20 protein-coding genes are annotated in these 22,304 nt (G+C 62.5%); 7 read left to right on the forward strand and 13 right to left on the reverse strand.

All coding sequences use genetic code 11. From position 1 onward, the window contains the following. Positions 1 to 468: 468 nt before the first annotated feature. The 12 genes from MR825_RS02625 to MR825_RS02680 form a co-directional block, all read right to left on the reverse strand. Positions 469 to 1,473, reverse strand: coding sequence for an electron transfer flavoprotein subunit alpha/FixB family protein (locus MR825_RS02625; RefSeq protein WP_256174502.1), 1,005 nt, complete (start codon positions 1,471 to 1,473; stop codon positions 469 to 471). Between the two features lie 13 nt (positions 1,474 to 1,486). After that, complete coding sequence (locus tag MR825_RS02630) at positions 1,487 to 2,290, reverse strand: electron transfer flavoprotein subunit beta/FixA family protein (RefSeq protein WP_186907435.1); 804 nt, start codon at positions 2,288 to 2,290, stop codon at positions 1,487 to 1,489. Positions 2,291 to 2,490: 200 nt separating this feature from the next. Then, positions 2,491 to 3,858, reverse strand: coding sequence for a dihydrolipoyl dehydrogenase (gene lpdA / locus MR825_RS02635; protein WP_186907436.1), 1,368 nt, complete (start codon positions 3,856 to 3,858; stop codon positions 2,491 to 2,493). Positions 3,859 to 3,872: 14 nt separating this feature from the next. Next, positions 3,873 to 4,874, reverse strand: coding sequence for an NAD(+)/NADH kinase (locus MR825_RS02640; RefSeq protein WP_186907437.1), 1,002 nt, complete (start codon positions 4,872 to 4,874; stop codon positions 3,873 to 3,875). 62 nt (positions 4,875 to 4,936) lie between these two features. Further along, positions 4,937 to 6,001 carry an alpha-ketoacid dehydrogenase subunit beta gene (locus MR825_RS02645; RefSeq protein ID WP_287878638.1) on the reverse strand — a complete coding sequence of 355 codons (1,065 nt, stop codon included), beginning with the start codon at positions 5,999 to 6,001 and terminating at the stop codon, positions 4,937 to 4,939. After that, complete coding sequence (locus tag MR825_RS02650) at positions 6,001 to 6,987, reverse strand: thiamine pyrophosphate-dependent dehydrogenase E1 component subunit alpha (protein ID WP_186907439.1); 987 nt, start codon at positions 6,985 to 6,987, stop codon at positions 6,001 to 6,003. Before MR825_RS02650 ends, MR825_RS02645 begins: the two co-directional genes overlap by 1 nt. Before the next feature lie 37 nt (positions 6,988 to 7,024). After that, positions 7,025 to 7,264, reverse strand: coding sequence for a biotin/lipoyl-containing protein (locus tag MR825_RS02655; RefSeq protein WP_186907440.1), 240 nt, complete (start codon positions 7,262 to 7,264; stop codon positions 7,025 to 7,027). Between the two features lie 32 nt (positions 7,265 to 7,296). Further along, positions 7,297 to 7,659 (reverse strand): Lin0512 family protein, encoded by a 363-nt coding sequence (locus MR825_RS02660; RefSeq protein WP_186907441.1) that lies wholly within the window; start codon positions 7,657 to 7,659, stop codon positions 7,297 to 7,299. Positions 7,660 to 7,663: 4 nt separating this feature from the next. After that, positions 7,664 to 8,401, reverse strand: a complete 738-nt coding sequence (locus MR825_RS02665; protein ID WP_186907442.1) for a 2-oxo acid dehydrogenase subunit E2 — start codon at positions 8,399 to 8,401, stop codon at positions 7,664 to 7,666. A 231-nt stretch (positions 8,402 to 8,632) separates the two neighbouring features. After that, positions 8,633 to 9,052, reverse strand: coding sequence for a 3-hydroxyacyl-ACP dehydratase FabZ (gene fabZ, locus MR825_RS02670; RefSeq protein WP_186907443.1), 420 nt, complete (start codon positions 9,050 to 9,052; stop codon positions 8,633 to 8,635). Beyond that, positions 9,052 to 10,185 carry an acyl-CoA dehydrogenase family protein gene (locus MR825_RS02675; protein ID WP_186907444.1) on the reverse strand — a complete coding sequence of 378 codons (1,134 nt, stop codon included), beginning with the start codon at positions 10,183 to 10,185 and terminating at the stop codon, positions 9,052 to 9,054. The genes fabZ and MR825_RS02675 overlap by 1 nt, the downstream gene beginning before the upstream one ends. Before the next feature lie 175 nt (positions 10,186 to 10,360). Next, positions 10,361 to 11,668, reverse strand: coding sequence for an acetyl-CoA hydrolase/transferase family protein (locus MR825_RS02680; protein WP_287878646.1), 1,308 nt, complete (start codon positions 11,666 to 11,668; stop codon positions 10,361 to 10,363). Between the two features lie 145 nt (positions 11,669 to 11,813). Here MR825_RS02680 and fabG point away from each other — a divergent pair, with 145 nt between their 5' ends. Next, entirely contained in the window at positions 11,814 to 12,554 is a 741-nt protein-coding gene (gene fabG / locus MR825_RS02685) for a 3-oxoacyl-ACP reductase FabG (RefSeq protein WP_186907446.1), read from the forward strand. A 210-nt stretch (positions 12,555 to 12,764) separates the two neighbouring features. On the opposite strand, the gene MR825_RS02690 is transcribed toward fabG, so the two are convergent. Beyond that, positions 12,765 to 14,189, reverse strand: a complete 1,425-nt coding sequence (locus MR825_RS02690; protein ID WP_287878649.1) for a sigma-54 interaction domain-containing protein — start codon at positions 14,187 to 14,189, stop codon at positions 12,765 to 12,767. Between the two features lie 453 nt (positions 14,190 to 14,642). On the opposite strand from MR825_RS02690, the gene MR825_RS02695 reads away from it, so the two are divergent. The 6 genes from MR825_RS02695 (at position 14,643) to MR825_RS02720 (ending at position 22,202) form a co-directional block, all read left to right on the forward strand. Beyond that, a complete protein-coding gene (locus MR825_RS02695) occupies positions 14,643 to 16,106 on the forward strand; it encodes a 4-hydroxyphenylacetate 3-hydroxylase family protein (protein WP_256174499.1) in 1,464 nt (487 codons plus the stop codon). 15 nt (positions 16,107 to 16,121) lie between these two features. Beyond that, positions 16,122 to 16,907 (forward strand): enoyl-CoA hydratase/isomerase family protein, encoded by a 786-nt coding sequence (locus MR825_RS02700; protein ID WP_256174498.1) that lies wholly within the window; start codon positions 16,122 to 16,124, stop codon positions 16,905 to 16,907. Between the two features lie 261 nt (positions 16,908 to 17,168). Next, on the forward strand, positions 17,169 to 18,302 hold the full coding sequence (locus tag MR825_RS02705) for a zinc-dependent alcohol dehydrogenase (protein ID WP_256174497.1): 1,134 nt from the start codon (positions 17,169 to 17,171) through the stop codon (positions 18,300 to 18,302). Between the two features lie 57 nt (positions 18,303 to 18,359). Continuing rightward, positions 18,360 to 19,664 (forward strand): MFS transporter, encoded by a 1,305-nt coding sequence (locus tag MR825_RS02710; RefSeq protein ID WP_186907451.1) that lies wholly within the window; start codon positions 18,360 to 18,362, stop codon positions 19,662 to 19,664. A gap of 153 nt (positions 19,665 to 19,817) precedes the next feature. Continuing rightward, complete coding sequence (locus MR825_RS02715) at positions 19,818 to 21,275, forward strand: sigma-54 interaction domain-containing protein (protein ID WP_186907452.1); 1,458 nt, start codon at positions 19,818 to 19,820, stop codon at positions 21,273 to 21,275. Between the two features lie 141 nt (positions 21,276 to 21,416). Continuing rightward, positions 21,417 to 22,202 carry an enoyl-CoA hydratase/isomerase family protein gene (locus tag MR825_RS02720; protein WP_287878653.1) on the forward strand — a complete coding sequence of 262 codons (786 nt, stop codon included), beginning with the start codon at positions 21,417 to 21,419 and terminating at the stop codon, positions 22,200 to 22,202. Positions 22,203 to 22,304: the final 102 nt, after the last annotated feature.

A 22,304-nucleotide genomic window follows, 5' to 3' on the forward strand; every position in this document is an offset into this window, starting at 1 on the left:
GTGGCCGGCACCCAGTGGGGCAACAAAAAGTACATGAATATGAAGCACCTGGAGGCTGCCGTTGAGGACGCCTCCATTGCTGGCTGACTTCATTCATTCCAGAGCCTGCAAACCAATTTGCGCAAAATCCTTGACACTACCCCCTTTTACGGCTAAAAAGGAGACGATGGTATCAAAATGATACAAAAAGAGCAGCGGATTTGCCGCTGCTCTCAGGCTGTCGAAAAACCCTCCTGGAGAAGAGCCTCGCAGAGTTGAGTCGTGCGTAGGCGACGGAAGGAAAGGAAACTCCGTCATTTCCGGCGACACGTGCGTCGGAAATGACACCTTTCATGACGGACAGGGCGACTTTTCTGCCAGAATCGAGCCCTGTCCGTCATGTATCCCTCTGTCGAAAAAGGCCTTTGGCCTTTTTTGACAGGCTGAAGAGCAGCGGATTTGCCGCTGCTCTTTTCCGTGGGGCTGTGCTTACGCCCGCAGCTTTTGGATCTCGGCCGTGAGTACGGGCAGGACCTCAAAGAGGTCGCCCACCACGCCGTAGTCGGCCACGTCGAAGATGGGGGCGTCCGGGTCCTTATTGATGGCCACGATCACGTCGGAACCGCTCATACCGGCCAGATGCTGGATGGCGCCCGAAATGCCGCAGGCGATGTACAGCTTGGGCCCCACGGTCTTTCCGGTCTGGCCCACCTGATGGGCGTGGGCGATCCACCCGGAGTCCACCGCCGCCCGGGAGGCGCCGACCACGCCCCCCAGCGCCTCAGCCAGGGCGCGCACCGGAGCAAAGCCCTCCGCTCCGCCTACGCCGCGGCCGCCGGAGACGATGATCTCCGCGCCCTCCAGGTCCACGTTCTGGCCGCCCAGGTCCCGGATCAGCTCCAACACCTGGGTGCGGATCTGCTCGGCGGGCACAGAAATAGTCTCCCGAAGGATCTCCGCTTTGCCCTGTGCGGTCTCGCTCTTTTTAAACACGCCGGGGCGCACCGTGCCGATCTGGGGCCGGTGGTCCGGGCAGAGGATCGTCGCCATCAGGTTGCCGCCGAAGGCGGGACGGGTCCAGGCAACGTTGCCGCTGTCCGCATCGATGTCCAGCGCGGTACAGTCCGCCGTCAGGCCGGTCTTCAGCCGGCAGGACAGGCGGGGGCCCAGATCCCGGCCGTTGTTGGTGGCGCCGATCAGCATGCTGGTGGGGCCGTATTTTTCCACCAGGGCATAGAGGGCCGCGGTATAGGCGTCGGTGGAGTAGTGTGCGTATTCCGCGCCGTCCACCACGATGACCCGATCTGCGCCATGCTCCGATGCGGCCTTTACCGCCGCGTCCGTTTTGCTGCCGATGACCACGGCCACCAGGGTGCCGCCCTGCTTACCGGCCAGCTCCCGGCCGGGGGTCAGCAGCTCCAGACCCACGTTCTTGGCGCTGCCGTCCGGATCGGTCTCGATCAATACCCAGAGATCTTTCGTTTTTGCTTCCATCGTTTTTTCCCCCTCAGATCACGTTGCTGTCGCTCAGTAGCTGGAACAGCTTTCTGGCCGAATCCTCATTGGACGCTTCCCTGATCTTCACGCCCCCGGTCTTCTTCTGGGGCACGAAGGTCTTCTTCACCTTGGTGGGGGAACCCTTCAGACCGGCGCGGGTCAGGTCGATGGCGGGCAGGTCGGCGGCGGTGAGGGTGGGGATCTCGGCCCGATTGGCGGCCATTTTCCGCTTGATAGTGGGGTAGCGGGGATCCCAGGCGGGCTTGGTGAAGGTCACCACGCAGGGCATGCTTATCCCGATGATCTCGGCCCCCTCCTCCACTTCCTTCTTCACCTTGAGCCGATCGCCCTCCGCCTCGGCCTCCAGGGCATAGGTCACCTGGGGATAGTTCAGGTGCTCGGCGATCTCGGGGCCCACCTGTGCGGTGTCGCCGTCGATGGCCTGCTTGCCGCAGAAGATGGCGTCAAATCTGCCCTCCAGCTCCTCCACCTTCCGGATGGTCTCGGAGAGGATGTAGCTGGTGGCCAGGGTGTCGGAACCGCCGAAGGCCCGGTCGGAAACCAGGTAGGCCTTGTCGGCGGCAATGGACAGGCATTCCTTCAGCGCGGCCTTGGCCTGCTCGGGGCCCATGGACAGGACCACGATTTTGGCGTCGGGGTCCCGGTCCTTGATGCGGGCCGCGGCCTCCAGCGCATACCCGTCGAAGGGGTTGACGATGGACGGTACGCCCGACCGGATAAGAGTGTTGGTCACCGGATCGATCCTGATCTCCGTCGTATCCGGCACCTGCTTGACACAGACAAGCACGTTCATGTTGTTTCCTCCCTGAATGATTTGATACGAATGCCGGATGAAAACGGCGGACGGTTTTCATCCGAAGGCGGCGCGCCTGCAGACGCCGTTTTGAGGGCGCTCATCGGGGAAAGCCGCCTTCCGGGCGGAGGACGGAGCGGATCCGCGGCCGGCCGGACGCTTCCGGCGGGCATTGGATGTCCCCGCCCTCCCGCACCGGATCAAAGCTTGTGGCAGCACAGCCCCTCTACGTCATGGGCCGCCTCCATAAGGATCTCGCTGACGGTGGGATGGGCATGGATGGTATCGGACACGGCCCCGGCCGTCAGCCCGTTTTGGATGGCCAGGGCGATCTCACCGATCATTTCCGTGGCGTGGGGCGCCAGGATATGGCAGCCCAGCACCTTGCCGGTCTCGGCGTCCGCCACCAGCTTGGCAAAGCCGTCCTGGCAGCCCATGGCCAGGCTGCGGCCGTTGCCGGACACATTAAATTTGCCCACGCGCACCGGATGTCCCGCCGCCGCGGCCTTTTCCTCGGTCAGCCCGACACAGGCGATCTCGGGCGTGGTGTAGATACAGCCGGGCACGGCGTCATAGCGCATCGTGCGGTGTGCGCCAGCGGCGTTATGGGCGGCCACGATGCCCTGCGCGGTGGCCACATGGGCCAGCTGCTGTTTGCCGGTCAGGTCGCCGATGGCGAAGATGTGGGGCACGGTGGTGCGCAGCTCGTCGTCCACCAGGACAAAGCCGCGCTCGGTGGCCACGCCCGCGGCCTCCAGCCCCAGGGCGGCGGTGTCCGGCTTCCGACCGGTGGCCAGGATCACCACCGCGCCCTCCGCCGTCAGCTTCTGCCCCTCCTTCTCAAAGACGCAGGTGAGGCCGTCCCGGATCTCCAGCACCTTCGCGCCGGTGTGGATGGTCACGCCCCTGTCGGTGAGCAGCTCGGTCATGGTGCGGCACACATCGGAGTCGTTGCCGTAGAGGATGGAGGGCAGCATCTCCACGATGGTCACCGGCTTGCCCAGATCCCGGAACAGGGTGGCAAACTCCACGCCGATCACGCCGCCGCCGATGATCACCACCGACTCGGGGCACTCCTCCAGGGCCAGCACCCCGTCGGAGTTGAGCACGCCCGGTTTGTCGGTCCCCGGCACGGGGATGGCGGCGGGCACGGAGCCGGCGGCCAGGATAATCCGCTCGGCCTCGAACTCCTCCTCCCCGGCCCGGAAGGTGTGGGGGCCGGTGAGCACCGCCTCCGCCCGGACCAGGTCGGCGCCGTGGCCGGCCACCAGGTTCTCCACGCCGCTGCGCAGCTGCTTGACCACCTTGTCCTTGCGTTTTGCCATCTTCTTATACTGGAAGGAATACTCTCCCAGCGTGATGCCCAGCGCCTTGGCGCCGCTGAGCTGCTGATAGCGCTCGGCGCTGTGCAGCAGGGCCTTGGTGGGGATGCACCCCCGGTTCAGGCAGGTGCCGCCCAGGTCCCGCTTCTCCACCAGCACGGTCTTTTTGCCCAGCTGGGCGGCGCGGATGGCGGCGATATAGCCGCCGGGGCCGCCGCCGATGACCGCAACTTCATACTGTCTCATGCATGTTCCTCCTGTCATAGCTGAAAGCAGCCGTGGGTGCGGGCGTACTCGATGGCGCGGGCCGCGTCCACCCGCATCGGGCCGCCGCGGGTGACCGCGCAGGTGATCACATCCCCCGGCTGGAAGAAAATTTCCCGCTCGCCGTCCAGGGCCAGGGTGCCCTGGTAGGTCATGGTCCGGGTCACCCGCTCCCCCAGGGGCAGGCGGCGGACGTTTTGAATGTGTACGCCCTGGATGGTGCCGGCGCCCACCGGCGCCAGCGTGTTGGGCGCGCCGTCGGTGAACTCCGCCGAGGCGCCGCAGTCCTCCTCCCGGGTGACGCGGAGCGCCGTCCCCACCAGGGAGGAGAAGCCGATGGAGGCCATGGAGCACTGGGTGACCACCACTTGGTCGATCTCCTCATAGTTCCAGATGGCTCTGGAGCCCACAAAGGGGTTGCGGCAGAATACCAGGTCGATGAGGGCCAGATCCACCAGCGTCCCGTTTTTCCAGATCTCGATGCACTTGGCCGGCGACGCGCACTCCGCCGCGGGGACCATGCCCCCGGCCAGCGCCGCGGCGGCCATTCCGGCCACGGTGCCCTCCATCAGCTCCGGATAGACGTTGTTGGTACCAGTGGACATGGAGATCATCGGCACCCTCCGGGTGCCCTTGGCGGCGGCCCGGCTGGTTCCGTCGCCCCCCATGACGATCAGCACGTCCGCCCCGATGCGCTCCATCTCAGAGGCAAAGAAGATGGTGTCTGCCTGGGTCTCGGTGCGGTCCATGTCGTAGATCTCCAGCTGGGACAGATCCCCTGGGTAGCCGCGGGAGTTCCGCTTCTGGAGGAGCAGACGGCCGTAGCCCAGCCGGTCGGGCATGAGGCAGACGCTCTGCTCCCCCACCGCGGCGGCCGACAGGAGAATCCGCTCCAGAATGTTCAGCTTCTCCATGTCGTCGATGGTGGTGGCCGCGGTGAGCAGGCGGCGGATGTCCTTGCCCGACTGGGGATTGCAGGCGATTCCGATCAAAGGCATAGACGTCGTCCCTCCAAAGATGGGGCAGGGCCGGCATGCCCGCCCTGCCCCAAATCCTTCATTTACGCTTCGTCGTTCTTCGGGCGGCTCTTTTTCAGCTCCGCCACGCCGTCCACTTCCACCTGGCCCTTCTCCTCTTCCAGCAGATCCCGGCCCAGGGTCTTCTTGATGGCGCGGATCACGTCCATCTTGTCCGGGACGATCTGCCACTCCACCATGCCCACGGGGATGTAGGTGTTGGGAGTGCCCACGCGGACGATGGGGGCCTTGAGGGCGCCCGCCTCCCGCTCGGTGACCTGGGCGGCGATCTCGGCGCCGAAGCCGCCGCGGACGTTGGCCTCATGGGCGATGACCAGATGGCCGGTCTTGCGCACGGAGGCCAGAACCGTCTCGATGTCAAAGGGGATCAGGGTGCGGGGGTCGATGATCTCGCAGGAGATGCCCTGCTTCTCCAGATCGGCGGCGGCGGCCAGGGCGTCCTTGAGCAGCTTGTGCCATGCCACGATGGTCACGTCGGTGCCCTCCCGGCGGACGCGGGCCTTCCCGAAGGGGATCAGGGCGTCCTTCTCCTTCTCGGGGATGTCGGCCTCCTCGGTGTAGATGGTGGTGCGGCAGTCCAGCCAGAGCACGGGGTCGTTGTCCCGGATGGCGTACTTCATCATGCCGTAGGCATCCTCGGGGAAGGTGGGCACGGCGATCTTCAGGCCGGGGTAGTTCATCATCCAGCCCTCGATGCACTCGGAGTGGTGGGCGCCGCACTGGGAGCCGATGCCCTGAGCGGAGCGGATGACCATGGGCACGGGGACCTTCTGGTTGGACAGCCAGTACTCCTTGCAGGCGCCGTGGGCCACTTCGTTCATGGCCAGCACCAGGAAGTCGGGGTACATGAACTCCACAATGGGACGCAGGCCCATCCAGGCCATGCCCACGGCGATGCCGGTGAAGCCCTTCTCATCCAGGGGCATGTCCATGACGCGCTCCGGGAAGGTCTGGAACAGGGAGTACATCTTGCTGATGGCGCCGCCGAAGACGCCCACGTCCTCGCCCATGTAATAGACCTTGGAGTCCCGCTGCATCTCCTCAAACACCGCGGCCTCCAGGGCCTGCGCATAGCTGACATGTCTCATTACAGCTTTCCTCCTTCCGTGTTGGAGAAGATCTTGTCGGCGCCCTTGGTCATATTGCCGGTCAGGCGGGGCTGCTGATAGGCCCACTCGAAGGCCTCGGCGATCTCGTTCTTGACCTCCTTGGCGTAGCCCTTGAGCTCCTCCTCGGTACACACGCCCATCTCCTGCAGAACTTTCTCAAAGCGGACGATGGGATCCGGGTACTTCTCGGTCATGCGGGCGTCCCGCTCGGGGGTCTCGTACTCCCGGGGGTCGCCGAAGTAGTGGCCGCACTTGCGGTAGGTCATGATCTCCAGCAGCGCGGGCTCCCCGCGGCGGGCCCCCTCCATGGCGGCCTCCATGGCCTCCCGGATGGCGATGGGATCCTGGCCCCACACGCTGACGCCCTTGACGTTGAAGCCGGCGGCCCGGCCGGAGATCTCGGAGCACTTGCACTCCTTCTCAGTGGGGGTGGTCATGGCCACGCCGTTGTTGACAATGACGTACACGATGGGCAGGTCAAACAGGGAGGCGAAGTTCATGGACTCGTACAGGCCGCCCATCTGGGCGCCGCCGTCGCCGTTGATGGTGACCACCACGCCGGGCTTGTTCTGCAGCTTCAGAGCCATGGCCACGCCGGTGTCGTAGAGCCAGTCCGCGCCGATCAGGCCGTCGATGGGCAGCAGGTGCAGATCCCGGATGTCCTGCTGGTGATAGTCGCCTCCGATGCCCATGTTGTAGCCGGTGGTGCGCTCCAGCATGCCGGCCACGTAGAGCTTCATATCGCACAGGGACAGGCAGCCGTGGTTGCGGTGATAGGGCTTGATGTAGTCATCGGGGCCGATGCAGGGCATGAGGCCGCCTTCCAGGGCCTCCTGGTTGGTGCCGAAGTGGAACATGCCCACCAGCTTGCCTTTTTTGCTTTCCGTGGCGATCTTTTTGTCGAACAGACGGGCCTTCTGCATGATTTTGTACATCTCAACGAGTTGTTCCTTGCTGTAGGCCATATCACGATACTCCTTTCTGATTCAGGGGCGGAAGGGCTCAGTCCTCCTCAATGTAGCCGATCACAGCGCCTACGTCGTAGGTCTCGCCCACCTGGCCGGTAATCTCGGTGATCACGCCGTCGTACAGAGACTCCACCTGGGCGTTCATCTTCTCCGTCTTGATCTCGCAGAGCTCCTGGTCCTCCTCCACGTGGTCGCCCACCTTTACGTGCCATTCCAGGATCTGGCCGGTCTTCATCTCGGAGCCGAGCTTGGGGATGTTGATTTCCTGTTTCATGTGGTTCAATCTCCTTTTTTGTTTTTTTGGGGTTACTCAAACTTTAAATAGACGGTAATGATGGCCAGTGCAGCCACCAGGGTGTCTCCCGCGCCCATCTCGGCCACGTGAAGCCCCTTTTCCGAAGCCCCGCCCGGGGCGGGGATGATCTCCACGTCGTCATAAAAGCGTACCGGCTGGCGCAGCGCCTCCAGATCCAGCGCCTCCGGTCTGGGGCAGCAGATTTTAATCCGCAGGGCGATCCGTTCCGGTCCGGCGCCATGGATCTCACGCACGCCCGCCATGCAGCAATGACTCATGGCGTCCTTGACGGCTTTCAGCGCCGCGCCGGTCATGTCCCCGCCGTGCATGTCCACGCCGGTGCCGATCTCGATCAGATACCGCTTGCGTTCCACGGCCCTAGTCCTCCCCGGGGGCGGGGCGCTTATGGTACATCCAGGTCCAGGGGTCCTGAAGCACCTTGTCCAGGGAGGTGAAGAAGCTGGTCACCTCGCTGCCGTCGCACAGGCCGTGGTCAATGGTCAGGGCGAAGGTGGTCAGGTTGGCGGGCACGATGGCATCGTCTTCTCCAAACACCGGGACCCGGCGGTTGCGGTTGATGCCCATGATGGCCCCCTGGGGCGGGGAAAGGAAGGGCTGCTGGCTGTCAATGAGCGAGCCGCCCATATTGGAGACCGAGAAGGTGCCCCCTTCCAGCTTGATCCGCATGAGCTTGCCCTTCTTCAGGTATTCATAGGTCTTTTTCAGCTCGGCGGAGACCTCCTCGATATCTTTGCGGTCCACATGTTCCAGTACGGGCTCCATCAGCACGCCGTTGAAGGAGGCCAACACGTTGATGTTGATATCCTCGTAGTAGATGATCTGCCCGTTCTGCCGGGACGCGTTGAGGGCCATGTTCTCTTCCAGGGCGCAGGCGGCCGCCTTGACGTAGAGATCGCCGAAAGAGACCTTGATCCCCTTCTGCTCCAGCAGCTCCTTTCGGAACTGCATGACCCGGCTGACCTCCAGGTGGACCTGGCCGGTGCCTTGGGGATATTCGTGCTTGCTGAAGGTCATCCGCTCGGCGATCACCTTGCGCATGCCCTCCAGCGGCACGACCTGACGGATTGCTCTGCCCTGCTCGTCGATCTGTGCCATTGCCATTCCTCCAATCGTTGATTTCGGGTTCTGCCGTTTTAAAAAGCAAACGGCGTGCCAATTTCCAAAAAGCGGCGGGGCGCTCGTACCGCCCCGGTTTGCCGCCGCATGGACGGAAAGGGGGTTCTACATTTTAGACGGTGTATCCTTTGGAAACACCGCCGGACAGGGTGAACGGGACCGCCGCCGGCGGTCCCGTTCACGGGGTGAGGAAGGCTGCAAAGGCTGCAGCTATGCGTCTTTATAGCAGACCACCAGTTCGGCCTGGCAGGCGCACTGCCCCTCTACCGCCGCCTCGGTGCGAAAGGTGTAAAACCCCTTCCGCTCCGAGACGAACCGTGCGGAAAGCGTTAGCCGGTCGCCGGGCTGGACCTTGCGCCGGAAGGAGGCCGACGCGATCCCGGCGAAGATGGGAAGCATTCCGCTCCCGTCGCGGTTAAGCCAGAGGGCGCAGGTCTGCGCCAGGGCTTCGATGATCAGGACGCCGGGGAAAATGGGATTGCCGGGAAAGTGCCCCTGAAAACAGGGTTCGGAATGGGATATGTTTTTCAGCGCCGTACACCCGTCCTCCCGCAGCTCCAGCACGCGGTCCACCATGAGCATGGGGGCGCGGTGAGGCAGCAGCGTCAGGACGTCTTCCGCCGGGACCATCAGCGCAGCAGCTGACCGGCGATGACCACCCGCTGGACCTGGTTGGTCCCCTCGTAGATCTGGAGGATCTTGGCGTCCCGCAGCAGCTTCTCCACCGGATACTCGCGGCTGTAGCCGTAGCCGCCCAGCACCTGCACCGCGTCCCCGGCCACCTTGAACGCCACGTCGCCGGCGTAGCATTTGGCCACGGCGGCCTCTTTGCCGTAGGGCAGGTGGGCCTCTGCCAGCTGCAGGGTGTGGATGACCATCTGGCGGGCGGTCTCAACGCCGATCTCCATATCGGCCAGCATAAACTGGATGGCCTGGAGTTTGGCGATGGGCTTGCCGAAGCAGATACGCTCCTTGGCATACTTGACCGCCTCGTCCACCGCCCGCTGGGCCAGGCCAACGGCGCTGGCAGCCACAAAGGGCCGGGCCAGATCCAGGGTCTGCATGGCGTATTTGAATCCCTCGCCCTCCTTGCCCAGCAGGTGGTCGGCGGGGATGCGCACGTTATCAAAGACCAAAGAGGCGGTATCGGAGGTGCGGATGCCCATCTTGTCCTCGTGCTTGTCCACGGAGAAGCCCGCGCGGTCGCGCTCCACGATGAAGGCGGACAGGCCTTTCACGCCGGCGTCCCGGTTGGTGGAGGCGAACACCACAAAGATGTCGGCATAGGTGGAGTTGGTGATAAAGCACTTGGTGCCGTTGATGACGTACTCGTCGCCCTCCCGGACCGCGGTGGTGCGGCAGGCGGCGGCGTCGGACCCGGCGCCCGCCTCGGTCAGGGCAAAGGCGCCCAGGCCGCCGCCCACGATCACGTCGGCGTACATCTTCTTCTGCTCCGGGGTGCCGTGCATCAGCACGGGCTTCAGGCTCAGGGTCGTGCCCATCAGGGTGGTGGCAAAGCCCAGGTCGTACTTGGCGAATTCCTCCATGACGGCCGCCACGGTCACATAGTCGATGCCGCCTCCGCCATACTCCTCGGGGATCTCCAGACAGTGGTAACCGATCTCCATCGCCTTCTTGTAACTCTCCAGTGGGAAGACGCCGTCCCGGTCCCACTGGGCGGCGTAGGGCTTGATCTCCTTCTCACAAAAATCATGCGCCATGGCGACCAGACTCTTCTGGTCCTCGTTCAGAATGTATCCCATCGTTGTGTTCCTCCTCAAAAAATGATTGTGATGCTGGGGTGAAGCATCCGGCTGCTTGTTTACCCTGCAAGCCGCATGCCAAATTGAAACGTCCGAACCGGAGCGCCCAGAGGGGCTCGGGCGGAGAAATTGTTTCTTTTTTTGCACTTTGGGTCTAAAAAGTAGCCGCTTTTTGTTAGGGCAGCAGGCCCAGCCGCTTGGCGTCCTCGGTCAGTTCGTCCCGAAAGTCCGGGTGCGCCAGGGAAATCAGGGCCCGGGCCCGGTCGCCCATGGTCAGCACCTTTAGGTTGACGCAGCCGTACTCGGTGGCCACGTACTGTACGTCGGACCGGGCGGTGGTCACCGCCGTTCCCGCCGGGAAGGAGGAGACGATGCGGCTGCTGGAGACGCCGTTTTTTTGGTGCGAGCTGGTCAGCGCGATAAAGGACTTGCCGCCTTTGGACATCTGCGCGCCCCGGACGTAGTCCACCTGCCCGCCCACGGCGCTCTGCTGTTTGCCGCCCAGGCAGTCGGCCGCCACTTGGCCGTACAGGTCCACTGCCATAGCGGTGTTCACGCTGATCATATTGTCGTTGCGGGCAATGGTATACGGATCGTTGACGAAGGAGAAGGGGGCGAAGTGGAAGTCCGGGTTGTGATCCACGTAATCGTACAGCGCCCGGGTGCCCAGGGCAAACGAGGTCACCGCCTTCCCCGGCAGAAAGCTCTTGCGCCGGTTGGTGACCACGCCCAGCTTGGTCAGCTCCATCATGGAGTCGGTATACATTTCCGTGTGGATGCCCAGGTCGTTTTTCTCCCGCAGGCCAAAGCCAACCGCGTTGGAGATCCCGCCCAGGCCCAGCTGCAGGGTCGCGCCGTCGGGGATCAGGGCGACGATATGGCTGGACAGCGTCTCGAGCGTCTCGTCCAGGGGCAGGTTGGGGACCATGTCCGACTGGTCCGCCGCCTCCACCACGATATCGGCCTGGGAGATATGGATCTTGTTTTTTTCGCCGTAAACATAGGGCGCGTTGGGGTTGACCTGAAGCACCACCGTGCCCGCCAGTTCCCGGACATAGTCGTGGAACGTGGTGCCGTAGGCGCCGTAGCTCATGTAGCCCTCCTCGTCGGGCGGCGACACCTCCAAAAACGCGATGTTGGGCCGGGCGACTTCGCGGCACCACAGGTCGATCTGACTGAGGTGGAAGGAGGTAAAGGTAGTCAGGCCGTTCTGGATGCCGGTGCGGCACCCGGCGCCGGCAAAATAAGTCGTGGTGGAAAAGTGGCCCTTTGCCTCGGGGGTAAAAATGGGCAGCTGGCGGTTGATCATGCCGTGGCAGAGCACCACGCCCTCCAGCTCGTCCCTGCGCTGGTAGAGGGCGTCGATCAGCGGATAGGCGATGCTGGACGAGGTCCCCGCGTAGATCCGGTCCCCGTTACGGACCACCTGCACGGCCTGCGCCGGTGTGCGCAGCTTTTCCTGATATTGTGTTTTCCAGTCCATGGATGCACTTCCTTTCTGGGTTGGAGGCTTTTCTGCTCCTGCAAGTCATCAAAGCAAACGCCGTGCCAACTCTCCGCCCCGGAGACAAGTTGGCACGGCGGTTGCTTTCCAACCAGAACAGATCAGAAAAGGAGGAACGCCATCTATGGAGTTATTGCGGGGAAAGGCGGCCATCGTGACAGGAGCAAGCCGGGGCATCGGCCTGGGGATCGCCTGCGCGCTGGCGCGGGAGGGGGCGGACCTGGTGGTCCACGCCACCCGGGAGGAGCACCTGGAGCCGGTCCGTGCACAGGCGGAGCGCTGGGGGGTGCGCTGCGTGACGGCGGCGGGGGACGTCGCCCAGCCGGAGACGGCCCGGCTGCTGACCCAGATCGCCCTGGAACGGCTGGGGCGGCTGGATATTGCGGTGAGCTGCGCCGGCGTCAACCAGGACGGGATGCTGCACAGGCTCAGCGACGAGGCGTGGGAGCGGGTGCTGGCGGTCAATCTGAGCGGGGTCTTTTATCTGACCCGCTCCGCCGCGCAGGTCATGCGCGCGCAGCGCTCCGGGCGCATCATCAATATCAGCTCGGTGGCCCGGAACGGGAATCTGGGACAGTCCAATTATGCCGCTGCAAAAGCCGGGGTAGCGGCCCTCACCCAGACCGCCGCGCTGGAGCTGGGCCCCTTTGGGGTGACCTGCAACACGGTCTGCCCGGGCTTTATCGACACCGATATGACCCGGGGCGTCCCGGACGCCGCCCGTGAACGGATGCTCAGCCGCATCCCGGCCCGCCGCAGCGGCCGGCCGGAGGAGGTGGGGGATGCAGTGGCCTTCCTGGCCTCCGATCGGGCCGCCTATATCAACGGACAGACGCTGGATGTGAGCGGCGGGCTGATCCTGTAAGCAGAACCAGCCGCCGCACCCAACGGTGCGGCGGCTGATTTTGTTCTCCAGACGGTCCCGAAAGGATGCAGGACGGGGAGGGCTCGATTTTTTGTAAAAGCGTCGCCCGATCCGTCCTGAGAAACGTCCGTTCCGACGCCCGTCCCCCGGGGGATTCCCGCCTGCCCCTGCGGGTGAATTCTGCGAAGCGTACGCGAACGAGGGGGTGGCTCAAGTCAAATGATATTTTTCCAGCTTTTGATAAAAATTGCGGCGGGAAATGCCCAGCAGGTCCATGGCTTTGCTGCGGTTGTTTCCGCAGGAGCGCAGGGCGCTCTCAATGGCCTCCTGCTCGGTGCGCTCCAGCAGCTCCCGCAGCTTGTAACGGCCCGGGGGCGGAGCGGCTGCGCCGCTTCCGCCGCTTTTCATCTTGGCGGGCAGCTGGTCCACGTCCACCAGGTCGCCGGGGGTCAGCACGGCGGCGCGCTCCATGCAGTTTTTCAGCTCCCGCACATTGCCCGGCCAATAGTAGCGGTTGAGCAGGTCCAGCGCTTCGGCAGACAGGCGGTAGGTCCGGCCGTACTGCCGCCCCAGTTCCTCCAGAAAGAGGCTGGCGTAGACGTTGATGTCCTCCCGCCGCTCCCGCAGGGGCGGGATCGTCAGAGCGATGACGTTGATGCGGTAGTACAGGTCCTCCCGGAAGGAGCCCTCGGACATCATAGCCGCCAGGTCCCGGTTGGTGGCGGTGATGAGGCGGAAATCCAGCTGGATGGGTCTGGAACCGCCCACCCGGGTGATCTCGTGCTCCTGAAGGGCCCGCAGCAGTTTGACCTGCATGGTCAGAGGCATTTCTCCGATCTCGTCCAGGAAGATGGTCCCATGCTGCGCCAGCTCAAATTTTCCGGGCTTGCCCCCCGCCCGGGCGCCGGTGAAGGCGCCGGCCTCATAGCCGAACAGCTCGCTTTCCATCAGATTCTCCGGAATGGCGGCGCAGTTGATTTTGATGAGCGGGCCGCCGGCGCGGCGGCTGCTGTAGTGCAGGGCCTCCGCCACTACCTCCTTGCCTACGCCGCTCTCCCCCATGATGCAGATGCTGGCCTCGCTGGGGGCGGCCCGGGCGGCGGTGCGCAGCACGGTTACGAAAGACTTGCTGTGGCCCAGCACATTGCGAAAGGCGGGGGGCAGGTCGTCCTTGCTGGCCAGCTCGTTCTGGAGATGCTCGCTCAGCTGCTTGAAGTGTTCCAGTTCCCGGTTGGTCTGGACCAGCTCGGTCATGTTCTTCATCAGCGCCAGCGCGCCGATGATCCGCCCGTCCTGACACAGGGGGACGATGTCCGCACACACGTCCAGCTGAGCGGAATGGATGTGGGAAATATCCCCGGTCAGGGGGACGCCGGTCTTCAGCACCTCGTGGATGCGGGCCAGAGGCTCAAATTTTGCCAGATGGCGGCCGATGATCTTCTCCCGCTGGATGCCGAACATTTTCAGATAGCTGTCGTTGACGTAGCATACCCGGGTCTGGGCGTCAATGATCAGGATGCTTTCGTGGATGCTGTCCAGGATATTCAGAAGCGTGCGTTTTTCAAACGCGGCGTCTTCCGCCGAAAAGATGTGCTCCCCCAGCATGGGAGAACCGTCTGATGGAATGGTCGCCACAGGCATCCCTCCTTTTGTTGGTCCTATTGTATCATCCCGCCGGAAAAATGCAATCCATCACTTTTCTGCGGGATGCGGATGTGCTTTAGATCGTTTTGCAGGCAAAATGATCTGAACTTGCCGGGCGGCGCGGCCGAACCCCTTAACGGCGGCTCGGGAGGGGACGCATGCCGTAAAAAGAGATGGAACGGCTCATTCCCGGCCCGTGGCCTTAAAAATCAAAGCGCACGCCGTCGGGGACGGCGTATGCGCGTAAAAAATAGCCGGGGGGCTATTTTTTATACCGGGTGCAAATTCGGGATCGGCTTGGGTGGCGCTTCAGACGGGCGGCCGCCTTGAAAAGCGGCGGTTTTTTGGAAAGAACGAATGTTGGCACCCGGTTTGCTTATATACCGGACAGAATAGGAAAGCTCCCGTTGCAGAAGGCTTTCGATGATTGAGGAGGTAAATAAAATGTCAGAAATATCCACACTTAAAAAGCCGCTGGAAACGGCGGAGGAGTATGTCCAGAGCCTGCGGGACATGAAGACCGAGATCTGGGCGCTGGGGGAAAAGATCACCGGCATTCCCGACCATCCCCTGTTCGTCCCCCATGTCAACGCCGTGGCAAAGACCTATGAGATGCCCTTTCCGGTCAAGTCCCACCTGACCGGCCATACCATCAACCGCTTCAACCATATCCACCAGAGCACCGACGACCTGGTGGCCAAGGTAAAAATGCTGCGGGCCCTCAACCAGCAGACCGGCTGCTGCATCCAGCGCTGCGCCGGGATGGACGCGCTCAACGCGACCTACATCGTCACCTATGAGATCGACCAGAAGTACGGCACGGATTACCACGAGCGCTTCAAACAGTTTTTGGTCTACCTCCAGGATTACAATCTGGTCACCATCGGCGGCATGACCGACGTGAAGGGCGACCGGAGCAAGAAGGCCAACCAGCAGCGGGACCCGGACCTGTTCGTCCACGTGGTGGCCGAGCGGGAGGACGGCATCGTGGTCCGCGGCGCCAAGGCGCACCTGACCGGCGTATCCGGCGCCCATGAGCTGATGGTCTTCCCCACCGAGAACATGAAGGAGGACGCCAAGGATTACGCGGTGGTCTTCTCCTGCCCCGTGAACACCCCGGGTATTACCTATATCTTCGGACGCCAGACCAACGATGGCCGCAAGCTGGACACGGAGCACCCCATCGACCAGGGCAATTTCAAATATGCCTGCGTGGGCGGCGAGTGCATCGCCGTGTTCGACGATGTGTTCATCCCCTGGAAGGATGTGTACATGTACAAGGAGTATGAATTCGCGGGGATGTTTGTGGAGGCCTTTGCCACCGCGCACCGGCAGAACTACGGCGCCTGCAAGGGCGGCATCGCCGACGTGCTCCTGGGCGCTACATACGGCATCTGCAAGGTCAACGGGGTGGAGCGTGTGGGCCACGTGCGGGACAAGATGGCCGACATGATCAACCTGACCGAGACCCTGTACGCCGGGTCCATCGCCTGTTCCTACGAGGGACGCCCCACCCCCTCCGGCGCCTGGCGGGCGGATACCATGCTGGCCAACATCACCAAGCACAACACCACCAAGTTCGTCTATGAGATCGACCGCATTGCCCATGACCTGGTGGGCGGCCTGCTGGCCACCCTGCCGGCCGAGGCCGATCTGCGCAACCCGGAGATCGGACCGCTGATCGAGCGCTACCTGGCGGGCAACGAGAGCATGTGTACCGAGGACAAGATCCGCCTTTACCGCCTGGTTGAGACCCTGAGCGGGGGCACCGCCGTGGTCGAATCCATGCACGGCGCAGGCTCCCCCCAGTCCCAGCGGATCATGATGCTCCGGGATGCCAAGCTGGAGGAGAAGCTGAAGCTGGCCCAAAAGCTGGTGGACTGCGAAGGCGCCTGCTGCGGCCAATAAGGAGGGAAACGCAAGATGTCTTATCATTCCATTATCCTCACCAAAGCGGACGGGGTGGCCGTAATCCAAATGAACAACCCCAAGGCGATGAACGCGCTGGAGGACGAACTTTCCGCCGAACTGCTCTCCGCCTACAAGGATGTGGCTGCAGACCCCGCGGTCGGCGCGGTGATCCTTACCGGGGCGGAGAAGGCCTTCTGCGCCGGCGGCGACCTGAAGAAGCTGAACGAGGGATTTCCCACCGCGGAGGCGGGTTATGACTATATGAAGTCCTTCCGGGAAATGGTCACGACCTTTCTGAACATGCCCAAGCCCACCATCGCCGCCGTCAACGGCTTTGCGGTAGGGGCCGGGTTCTGCATCGCCATGCAGGCCGACCTGATCCTGGCCTCCGACAAGGCCAAGTTCGGTATGGCGTTTGCCAATGTAGGCCTGATCCCCGATCTGGCCGGGCTGTATACGCTGCCCCGGCTGGTCGGCCTGCAGCGGGCCAAGGAACTGGTCTTCACCGGGCGTACCATCGGCGCGGAGGAGGCCGGCGCGATGGGCATCGTCAACCGCGTCGTCCCGCATGAGCAGCTGCTGGACGAGGCCCAAAAGCTGGCCCGGCGTCTGGCGGACGGCCCCCGGGTCGCCCTGCGGATGGCCAAAAATGTGATGAACGACTCCATCAACATGACCCTAGAGCAGCTGCTGGATCTGGAGCCCCACGCACAGTCCATCTGCTTCCAGAGCGAAGATCATAAGATCGGCGTCCAGGCCTTCTTCCGGAAGGAAAAACCGGTATTCAAGGGACGCTGAACCCCCGCTCCCAAAACAAGCGGCAGCCGCGCCGGTGCGCGGCTGCCGCTTGTTTCTATCCTGGAGATATGGTATATAATTTATACCTTGTTTCCTTTTTTACATATACATTTTGGCCATTGATCCAGGAAAGTGGGCTCAAATTGAACGAAATACTGCTGTTTTCGCAAGAAAAAAGTTGGCACTTTATTTGCTTAAACAAAAGGCGGCGCGGACAACGCAGTACCGCACGCGAAGTATGGCAGTAAGGGAGGAAACAACATGGAAGGTACAATGAAGGCTATGGTCCTGGAGGGCCCTGGCAGGCTGGTGTATCAGCAAGTCCCCATACCGAAGATCGGACCGAGGGACATACTTTTTAAAATCAGCTATGCGGCAGTTTGCGGCGGCGATCTGCCGGCGTATCGGGATCTGCACTATCTGCAGCACACCCCCATCATTATCGGCCACGAGTTTACCGGCTACGTGGTGGAGGTGGGAGACCAGGTAAAGGACATCCCCGTTGGGATGCGGTTTATGGGCACCAGCATTGAGGGCTGCGGCGAATGCGAGGTGTGCAAAAACGGCGGAAAGGACTGGGAGTGTCCCTACAGCACCAAATACGGCCTGGGCTTCGGCCGGGACGGCGTGTTTGCCGAATACTCCGTGATCCACCACGCCCAGCTGGGCGTCAGCGTACATCCTCTGCCGGATTCCATCAACGATATGGTCGGCGCGACCTGCGAGCCCATGTGCGTGGGCATCGGCAACGTAGGACTCATCAAGCCCCAGCCCAGAGGCGAGCGGATCGTGATCTACGGCGCGGGCATCATCGGCCAGTCCTTTATTCAGGCGTTCAAGGCCGAATGCGAGCAGTGTGAGATCGCCGTGGTGGACGTATCCGACTTCCGCCTGGAGCTGGCCAGGCAGAGCGGGGCGGACTACGTCATCAACCCCGCCCGGGGCAAGAGCGCTTATGATGCCATGGCTGAGATCTGGGGCTACGGCGAGTACGCCTACCATGACCGTTCTACCAAGCCCTGCGGCAACGCCACCATCGCCGTGGAGTGCACCAGCAACATGGGCTGTGTGGCCGAGGCCATGGATATCGTGACACAGAACGGCAAAGTGTGTTATGCCGCGGGATACGGCGATGACGACAAGGCGCTGATCCACCCGGTCAACCTGATGATGAAGGGCGTTCAAGTCATTCCCGGCCTGATGGGGAACTTTGCAAAGTCGGTGCAGTATATGGCCGAGGGCAAATTCCGCACCGAGCATCTGATCACCCACGTCTACCCGCTGGAGCAGCTGGACGAGGCCATCCACAAGTCCATGGATTCCAAGCACAGCTGCAAGGTGTGCATCAAGGTGGACCCGGCGTTCCCCGATTACCCCTACAATAAGCAGGACTGATTCCGTCTCAGCGTTGTTCGGCAATCCCTCAGCTGATATTATGAGAGGAGTGTTTCCATGCAAAAGAAGAAGCTCTATTACGGGTGGATCGTCACCCTGCTGGCCGGCCTGACCTATTTCGGCTCCAACGGCCTGCTGTCTGCTTCTGCGGGCACAATCGTCAGCCAGGTCCTTTTGGTAAAGGGCTGGGATGCCGCCCAGGTCAGTTTCACCTATACGCTCAAGTCCGTCCTGGGACTGGGCCTGCCGCTGGTGGGGCTGCTGCTGATGAAGATCGGCCCCCGCAAGTGTATTTTCTGGACGACCACCATCACGGCGATTTTCCTTGCCCTCACCGGTTGGGTGGATTCCCCGATCGTGTTTATTTTTGTATACGGCGTTGCCGTCAGCTTCAGCATGCTGTTCAACGACCAGCTGGCCTGCTTTACCGCGGTCAACAACTGGTGGGACCGCCGCCGGGGGGAACAGGGCGGTTATGTCCAGGCGCTGGGCGCACTGGGCGGCGTGGTGTTTCCGCCCATCATCACCTGGCTGTTCCTGAACTTTAGCTGGAAAAGCGCCCTCATTATTATGGCGGTGCTGCTGATGCTGATTACCGCGATTCCTCAGATGATCTTTATGAGGGACCATCCCTCCGAACTGGGCCTGGAGATGGACGGCGGTCCGGCAGAGGGGAAGCCCGCCAAGCCGGGAAAGGCGCGCAGGGTCTATCAGGGCTATAAGTCTCCCGTCGACTGGGAGATCAAAGACGCCGTCCGCTGCCCGCAGCTGTGGATCGTGGGCCTGGCCTGGGGCAGCACGGTGTTTGGCTACTGTGCCGTACAGTATTTTGGAATGACGCACCTGATTATGAACGGGTTTGCCGACATAACCGCGGCCAGCGCGGTCTCCATCATGAGCGGCGCACTGTTGGTCGGCAGCCTGATCCTCAGCCCGCTTACCGACCGGATGAACCCCAAGATCGCCCTGGTGCTGATCGGCGTGGTGGCGTCCGTGGGCTGCGTACTCTTCGATGTAGCCGCCAGGAGCGGCAGTATGCCGCTGATGGTGCTTTCCATGATTGTGGCGGGCGCCCCCAACGGCCCCATCATCTGCGCGGTGATGAACACTCTGGTCTCCTATTTCGGCGCCAAGAACTACGCCGGCATCCAGCCCTACTGCAACGTGCTGCTCACCCTGATCGGCGCGGCGTCCTCGGCGGTGTGCGGCTGGGCGCTGACCCAATTCGGCTCCCTGTCCAATGCCTATTATGTGGCGGCTGTATTCGGCGTCGTCATTTCAGTGGCGGTTCTCCTGTTCCTGAAGCCGCCCAAGGTGTCCGAAAAAATGCTGGCCAAGTATCAAGCCAAGGCTGCGCAGTGACCAGCCTTTTCCCGCCCGACAGAGGGAGCCCCGGCAGCGGATGGCTGTTGGGGCCTCCCTCTTTTCTGCTGCGGCAATCTGTGCTATAATAACAGGTAAAGGCCCCTCTATTTTATGTAATTCCGCCAAAATAAAAGCTCGGGAGGTAGCGCAATGGCTCAGGAGCACCAGCAGGAGTATTCCTATCGTTTTCAGGACAGCCCCCTCTGGCACCAGCCCCGGGATCGGAGCCGTGAGATGCTCTTCCGCGCGCTGGATGCCATTGAGGAGCCGGTCATCATCGTAGACCGGGACACCCGGGTCGTATACGTGAACAGCAGCTATTTGAGGACCTTTTCCGCAAATCTGAGCGCCGCCGGGGTCCGGCCGGAGGAGATCACCAGTTATAAATTGACGGAGATGAAGGACCAGACAGATGTACTCCCGATTCTGGATGTGCTGGAACGGCAGCGGCCCAAGCTGAAGTACTACTCCCTCTGCGGCGACGTGCTCACCACCTTCTCCGACATCATCCCGCTGAAACTGGAGGAGGACGAGCTCTTAGGCGCCGTCATCCTCAGCCGGGACACGGCGCAGATCGCCCAGATGAATCACGAGATGAACCGCTACAGGACCCTGGCCGACGAGCTGCGGCGGGAGCTGGATGCAAAGACCCAGCTCCCCCTGCCCTTCCGTTCGGTGATCGGCTCCTCCCGGGCCTTTGTGGCGGTGTTGCGCACTGCTGCCCAGGTGGCGCGCTCCAATGCGGCGGTCTGCCTGACCGGCGAGAGCGGGACCGGCAAGGAGGTGCTGGCCAAGGCCATCCACTACAGCAGTCCCTATGCCGGCGGCCCCCTCATCAAAGTCAACTGCGCGGCCATCCCGGAGACGCTGCTGGAGAGCGAGCTGTTCGGCTATGAGAAGGGGGCCTTTACCGGGGCCAAGGCCACCGGGAACCCGGGCAAGTTTGAATTGGCCAACGGCGGCACGTTGTTCCTGGACGAAATCGGCGAGATGCCGATGTCCATGCAGGTTAAGCTGCTGCGGGCGCTGCAGGAGCATGAGATCACCCGTGTGGGCGCGACCAGGACCATCAAACTGGATTTCCGGCTCATCACGGCCACCAACCGGGATCTGGAGGCCATGGTGGAGGAGGGCACGTTCCGGGAGGACCTGTACTACCGCATCAGCGTCATCCCGCTGAATCTGCCGCCGCTCCGGGAACGCAGAAGCGATATCCCGGTGCTGGCCAACCACTTCCTGCAGGAACTTCAGGAGCAGTACGGGGGAGACCGCTCCTTCTCCAGTGCGGTGACCGAGCTGCTCTGCGATTATACCTGGCCGGGCAATATCCGGGAATTGAAAAATTGTGTGGAGCGCATGTCGGTGCTCAGTACGGACGAGATCATTTCCACGGAAGTCCTGCCCCACCAGGTCGCCGACTGCCGGAACCGCCGCAGCAAAAAGAACGCGGAAAATTACCGGCTTCAGGATATTCTGGAAAAGACGGAACGGGACACCATTCAGGCGGTCCTCAGCCTGACCGGCGGCAATAAGGCCCGGGCCATCGAGATCCTGGGCATCTCCAAACGGAACTTTTATATGAAACTGGACAAATATAACCTGCGCTGAGAAACGCTGTCCGGCGCCGCCGCACCTTGGTTGTGCGGCGGCGCCGTTTTCCTTGGCGCCCCAGGGCGGCGGCGGGACTTGGTATGGGATTTGCTTTCTCTTCCATAGAACATCATCACAACGGAAAGGAAGCGATGCCCTATGGAGCGGACGTTTCGTACCCTTGTCTGTACAGAGGAAAAGGGGGTATGCACGCTGCTGCTCAACGCGCCGCCGGTCAACGTCATTACCCGCGCCCTGCTGGAGGAGCTGGACGAAGCGTTTCAGACGCTGGAGTTTCACACGGACCTGCGCGCTGTGGTCCTGAGCAGCGCCCTGCCCAAACGGTTCTGTGCCGGCGCGGACATCAAGCAGTTTCAGACCTGGACCAGCGCCACCGGAAGTGAGAACTGCCGGTTTGGCTCTCAGGTCTACCGAAGGATCGAACGCTTTCCCAGGCCTGTCCTCTGCGCGGTAAACGGCAGCGCCTTCGGCGGGGGGCTGGAATTGGCCATGGCCTGCGATGTCCGCATTTTTGACGAGCGCGCCAGAGTCGCGCTGCCGGAATGTACCCTGGGCATGCAGCCGGGCTATGGCGGCACCCAGCGCCTGCCCCGGCTGGTGGGACCCGGATTTGCAAAAAAAATGATGTACACCGGCCTTCCCATTACGGCGCAGGAGGCGCTGCGGGCCGGGCTGGCGGATGAACTGGCTCCGGCGGGCGGGAGCCTGGACGCCGCCCTGGAACTGGCGCAGACCATCGCCCGGCGGGCGCCCATCGCGGTGGCCCAGATCAAAAAAAGCGTTGCCTGCGCCATGGAGCACGGCCTGGAGGAGGGCCTGCGCTTTGAGAACCGCGGAATCGCGCTGCTGTGCGGAACGGGCGACAAGCAGGAGGGCGCGCAGGCGTTTGTGGAGAAACGCCCGCCCGTATTCCGCAACCGCTGAAGCCCTCCACAGGCGCTGCAAAGGGTATACTTTTTATACGGTGTTTCCGAAAGAGATACACAAAGCGGGGAAAACCGGCGGAATCAGCGGGAAATCCGTTGG

It is taken from the genome of Lawsonibacter sp., from assembly GCF_022777125.1.
GTDB lineage: Bacteria > Bacillota > Clostridia > Oscillospirales > Oscillospiraceae > Lawsonibacter_A > Lawsonibacter_A hominis.

Excerpts from the sequence above, each read along its gene's own strand:
- MR825_RS02720 (WP_287878653.1), top strand. The coding sequence starts at position 21,417 with ATGGAGCGGACGTTTCGTACCCTTGTCTGTACAGAGGAAAAGGGGGTA.
- MR825_RS02630 (WP_186907435.1), bottom strand. The coding sequence starts at position 2,290 with ATGAACGTGCTTGTCTGTGTCAAGCAGGTGCCGGATACGACGGAGATC.
- fabZ (WP_186907443.1), bottom strand. The coding sequence starts at position 9,052 with ATGGTCCCGGCGGAAGACGTCCTGACGCTGCTGCCTCACCGCGCCCCC.
- MR825_RS02640 (WP_186907437.1), bottom strand. The coding sequence starts at position 4,874 with ATGCCTTTGATCGGAATCGCCTGCAATCCCCAGTCGGGCAAGGACATC.
- MR825_RS02715 (WP_186907452.1), top strand. The coding sequence starts at position 19,818 with ATGGCTCAGGAGCACCAGCAGGAGTATTCCTATCGTTTTCAGGACAGC.
- MR825_RS02700 (WP_256174498.1), top strand. The coding sequence starts at position 16,122 with ATGTCTTATCATTCCATTATCCTCACCAAAGCGGACGGGGTGGCCGTA.
- MR825_RS02705 (WP_256174497.1), top strand. The coding sequence starts at position 17,169 with ATGGAAGGTACAATGAAGGCTATGGTCCTGGAGGGCCCTGGCAGGCTG.
- MR825_RS02695 (WP_256174499.1), top strand. The coding sequence starts at position 14,643 with ATGTCAGAAATATCCACACTTAAAAAGCCGCTGGAAACGGCGGAGGAG.
- MR825_RS02675 (WP_186907444.1), bottom strand. The coding sequence starts at position 10,185 with ATGGGATACATTCTGAACGAGGACCAGAAGAGTCTGGTCGCCATGGCG.
- MR825_RS02710 (WP_186907451.1), top strand. The coding sequence starts at position 18,360 with ATGCAAAAGAAGAAGCTCTATTACGGGTGGATCGTCACCCTGCTGGCC.
- MR825_RS02650 (WP_186907439.1), bottom strand. The coding sequence starts at position 6,987 with ATGGCCTACAGCAAGGAACAACTCGTTGAGATGTACAAAATCATGCAG.
- MR825_RS02625 (WP_256174502.1), bottom strand. The coding sequence starts at position 1,473 with ATGGAAGCAAAAACGAAAGATCTCTGGGTATTGATCGAGACCGATCCG.
- MR825_RS02645 (WP_287878638.1), bottom strand. The coding sequence starts at position 6,001 with ATGAGACATGTCAGCTATGCGCAGGCCCTGGAGGCCGCGGTGTTTGAG.
- MR825_RS02680 (WP_287878646.1), bottom strand. The coding sequence starts at position 11,668 with ATGGACTGGAAAACACAATATCAGGAAAAGCTGCGCACACCGGCGCAG.
- MR825_RS02665 (WP_186907442.1), bottom strand. The coding sequence starts at position 8,401 with ATGGCACAGATCGACGAGCAGGGCAGAGCAATCCGTCAGGTCGTGCCG.
- MR825_RS02655 (WP_186907440.1), bottom strand. The coding sequence starts at position 7,264 with ATGAAACAGGAAATCAACATCCCCAAGCTCGGCTCCGAGATGAAGACC.
- fabG (WP_186907446.1), top strand. The coding sequence starts at position 11,814 with ATGGAGTTATTGCGGGGAAAGGCGGCCATCGTGACAGGAGCAAGCCGG.
- lpdA (WP_186907436.1), bottom strand. The coding sequence starts at position 3,858 with ATGAGACAGTATGAAGTTGCGGTCATCGGCGGCGGCCCCGGCGGCTAT.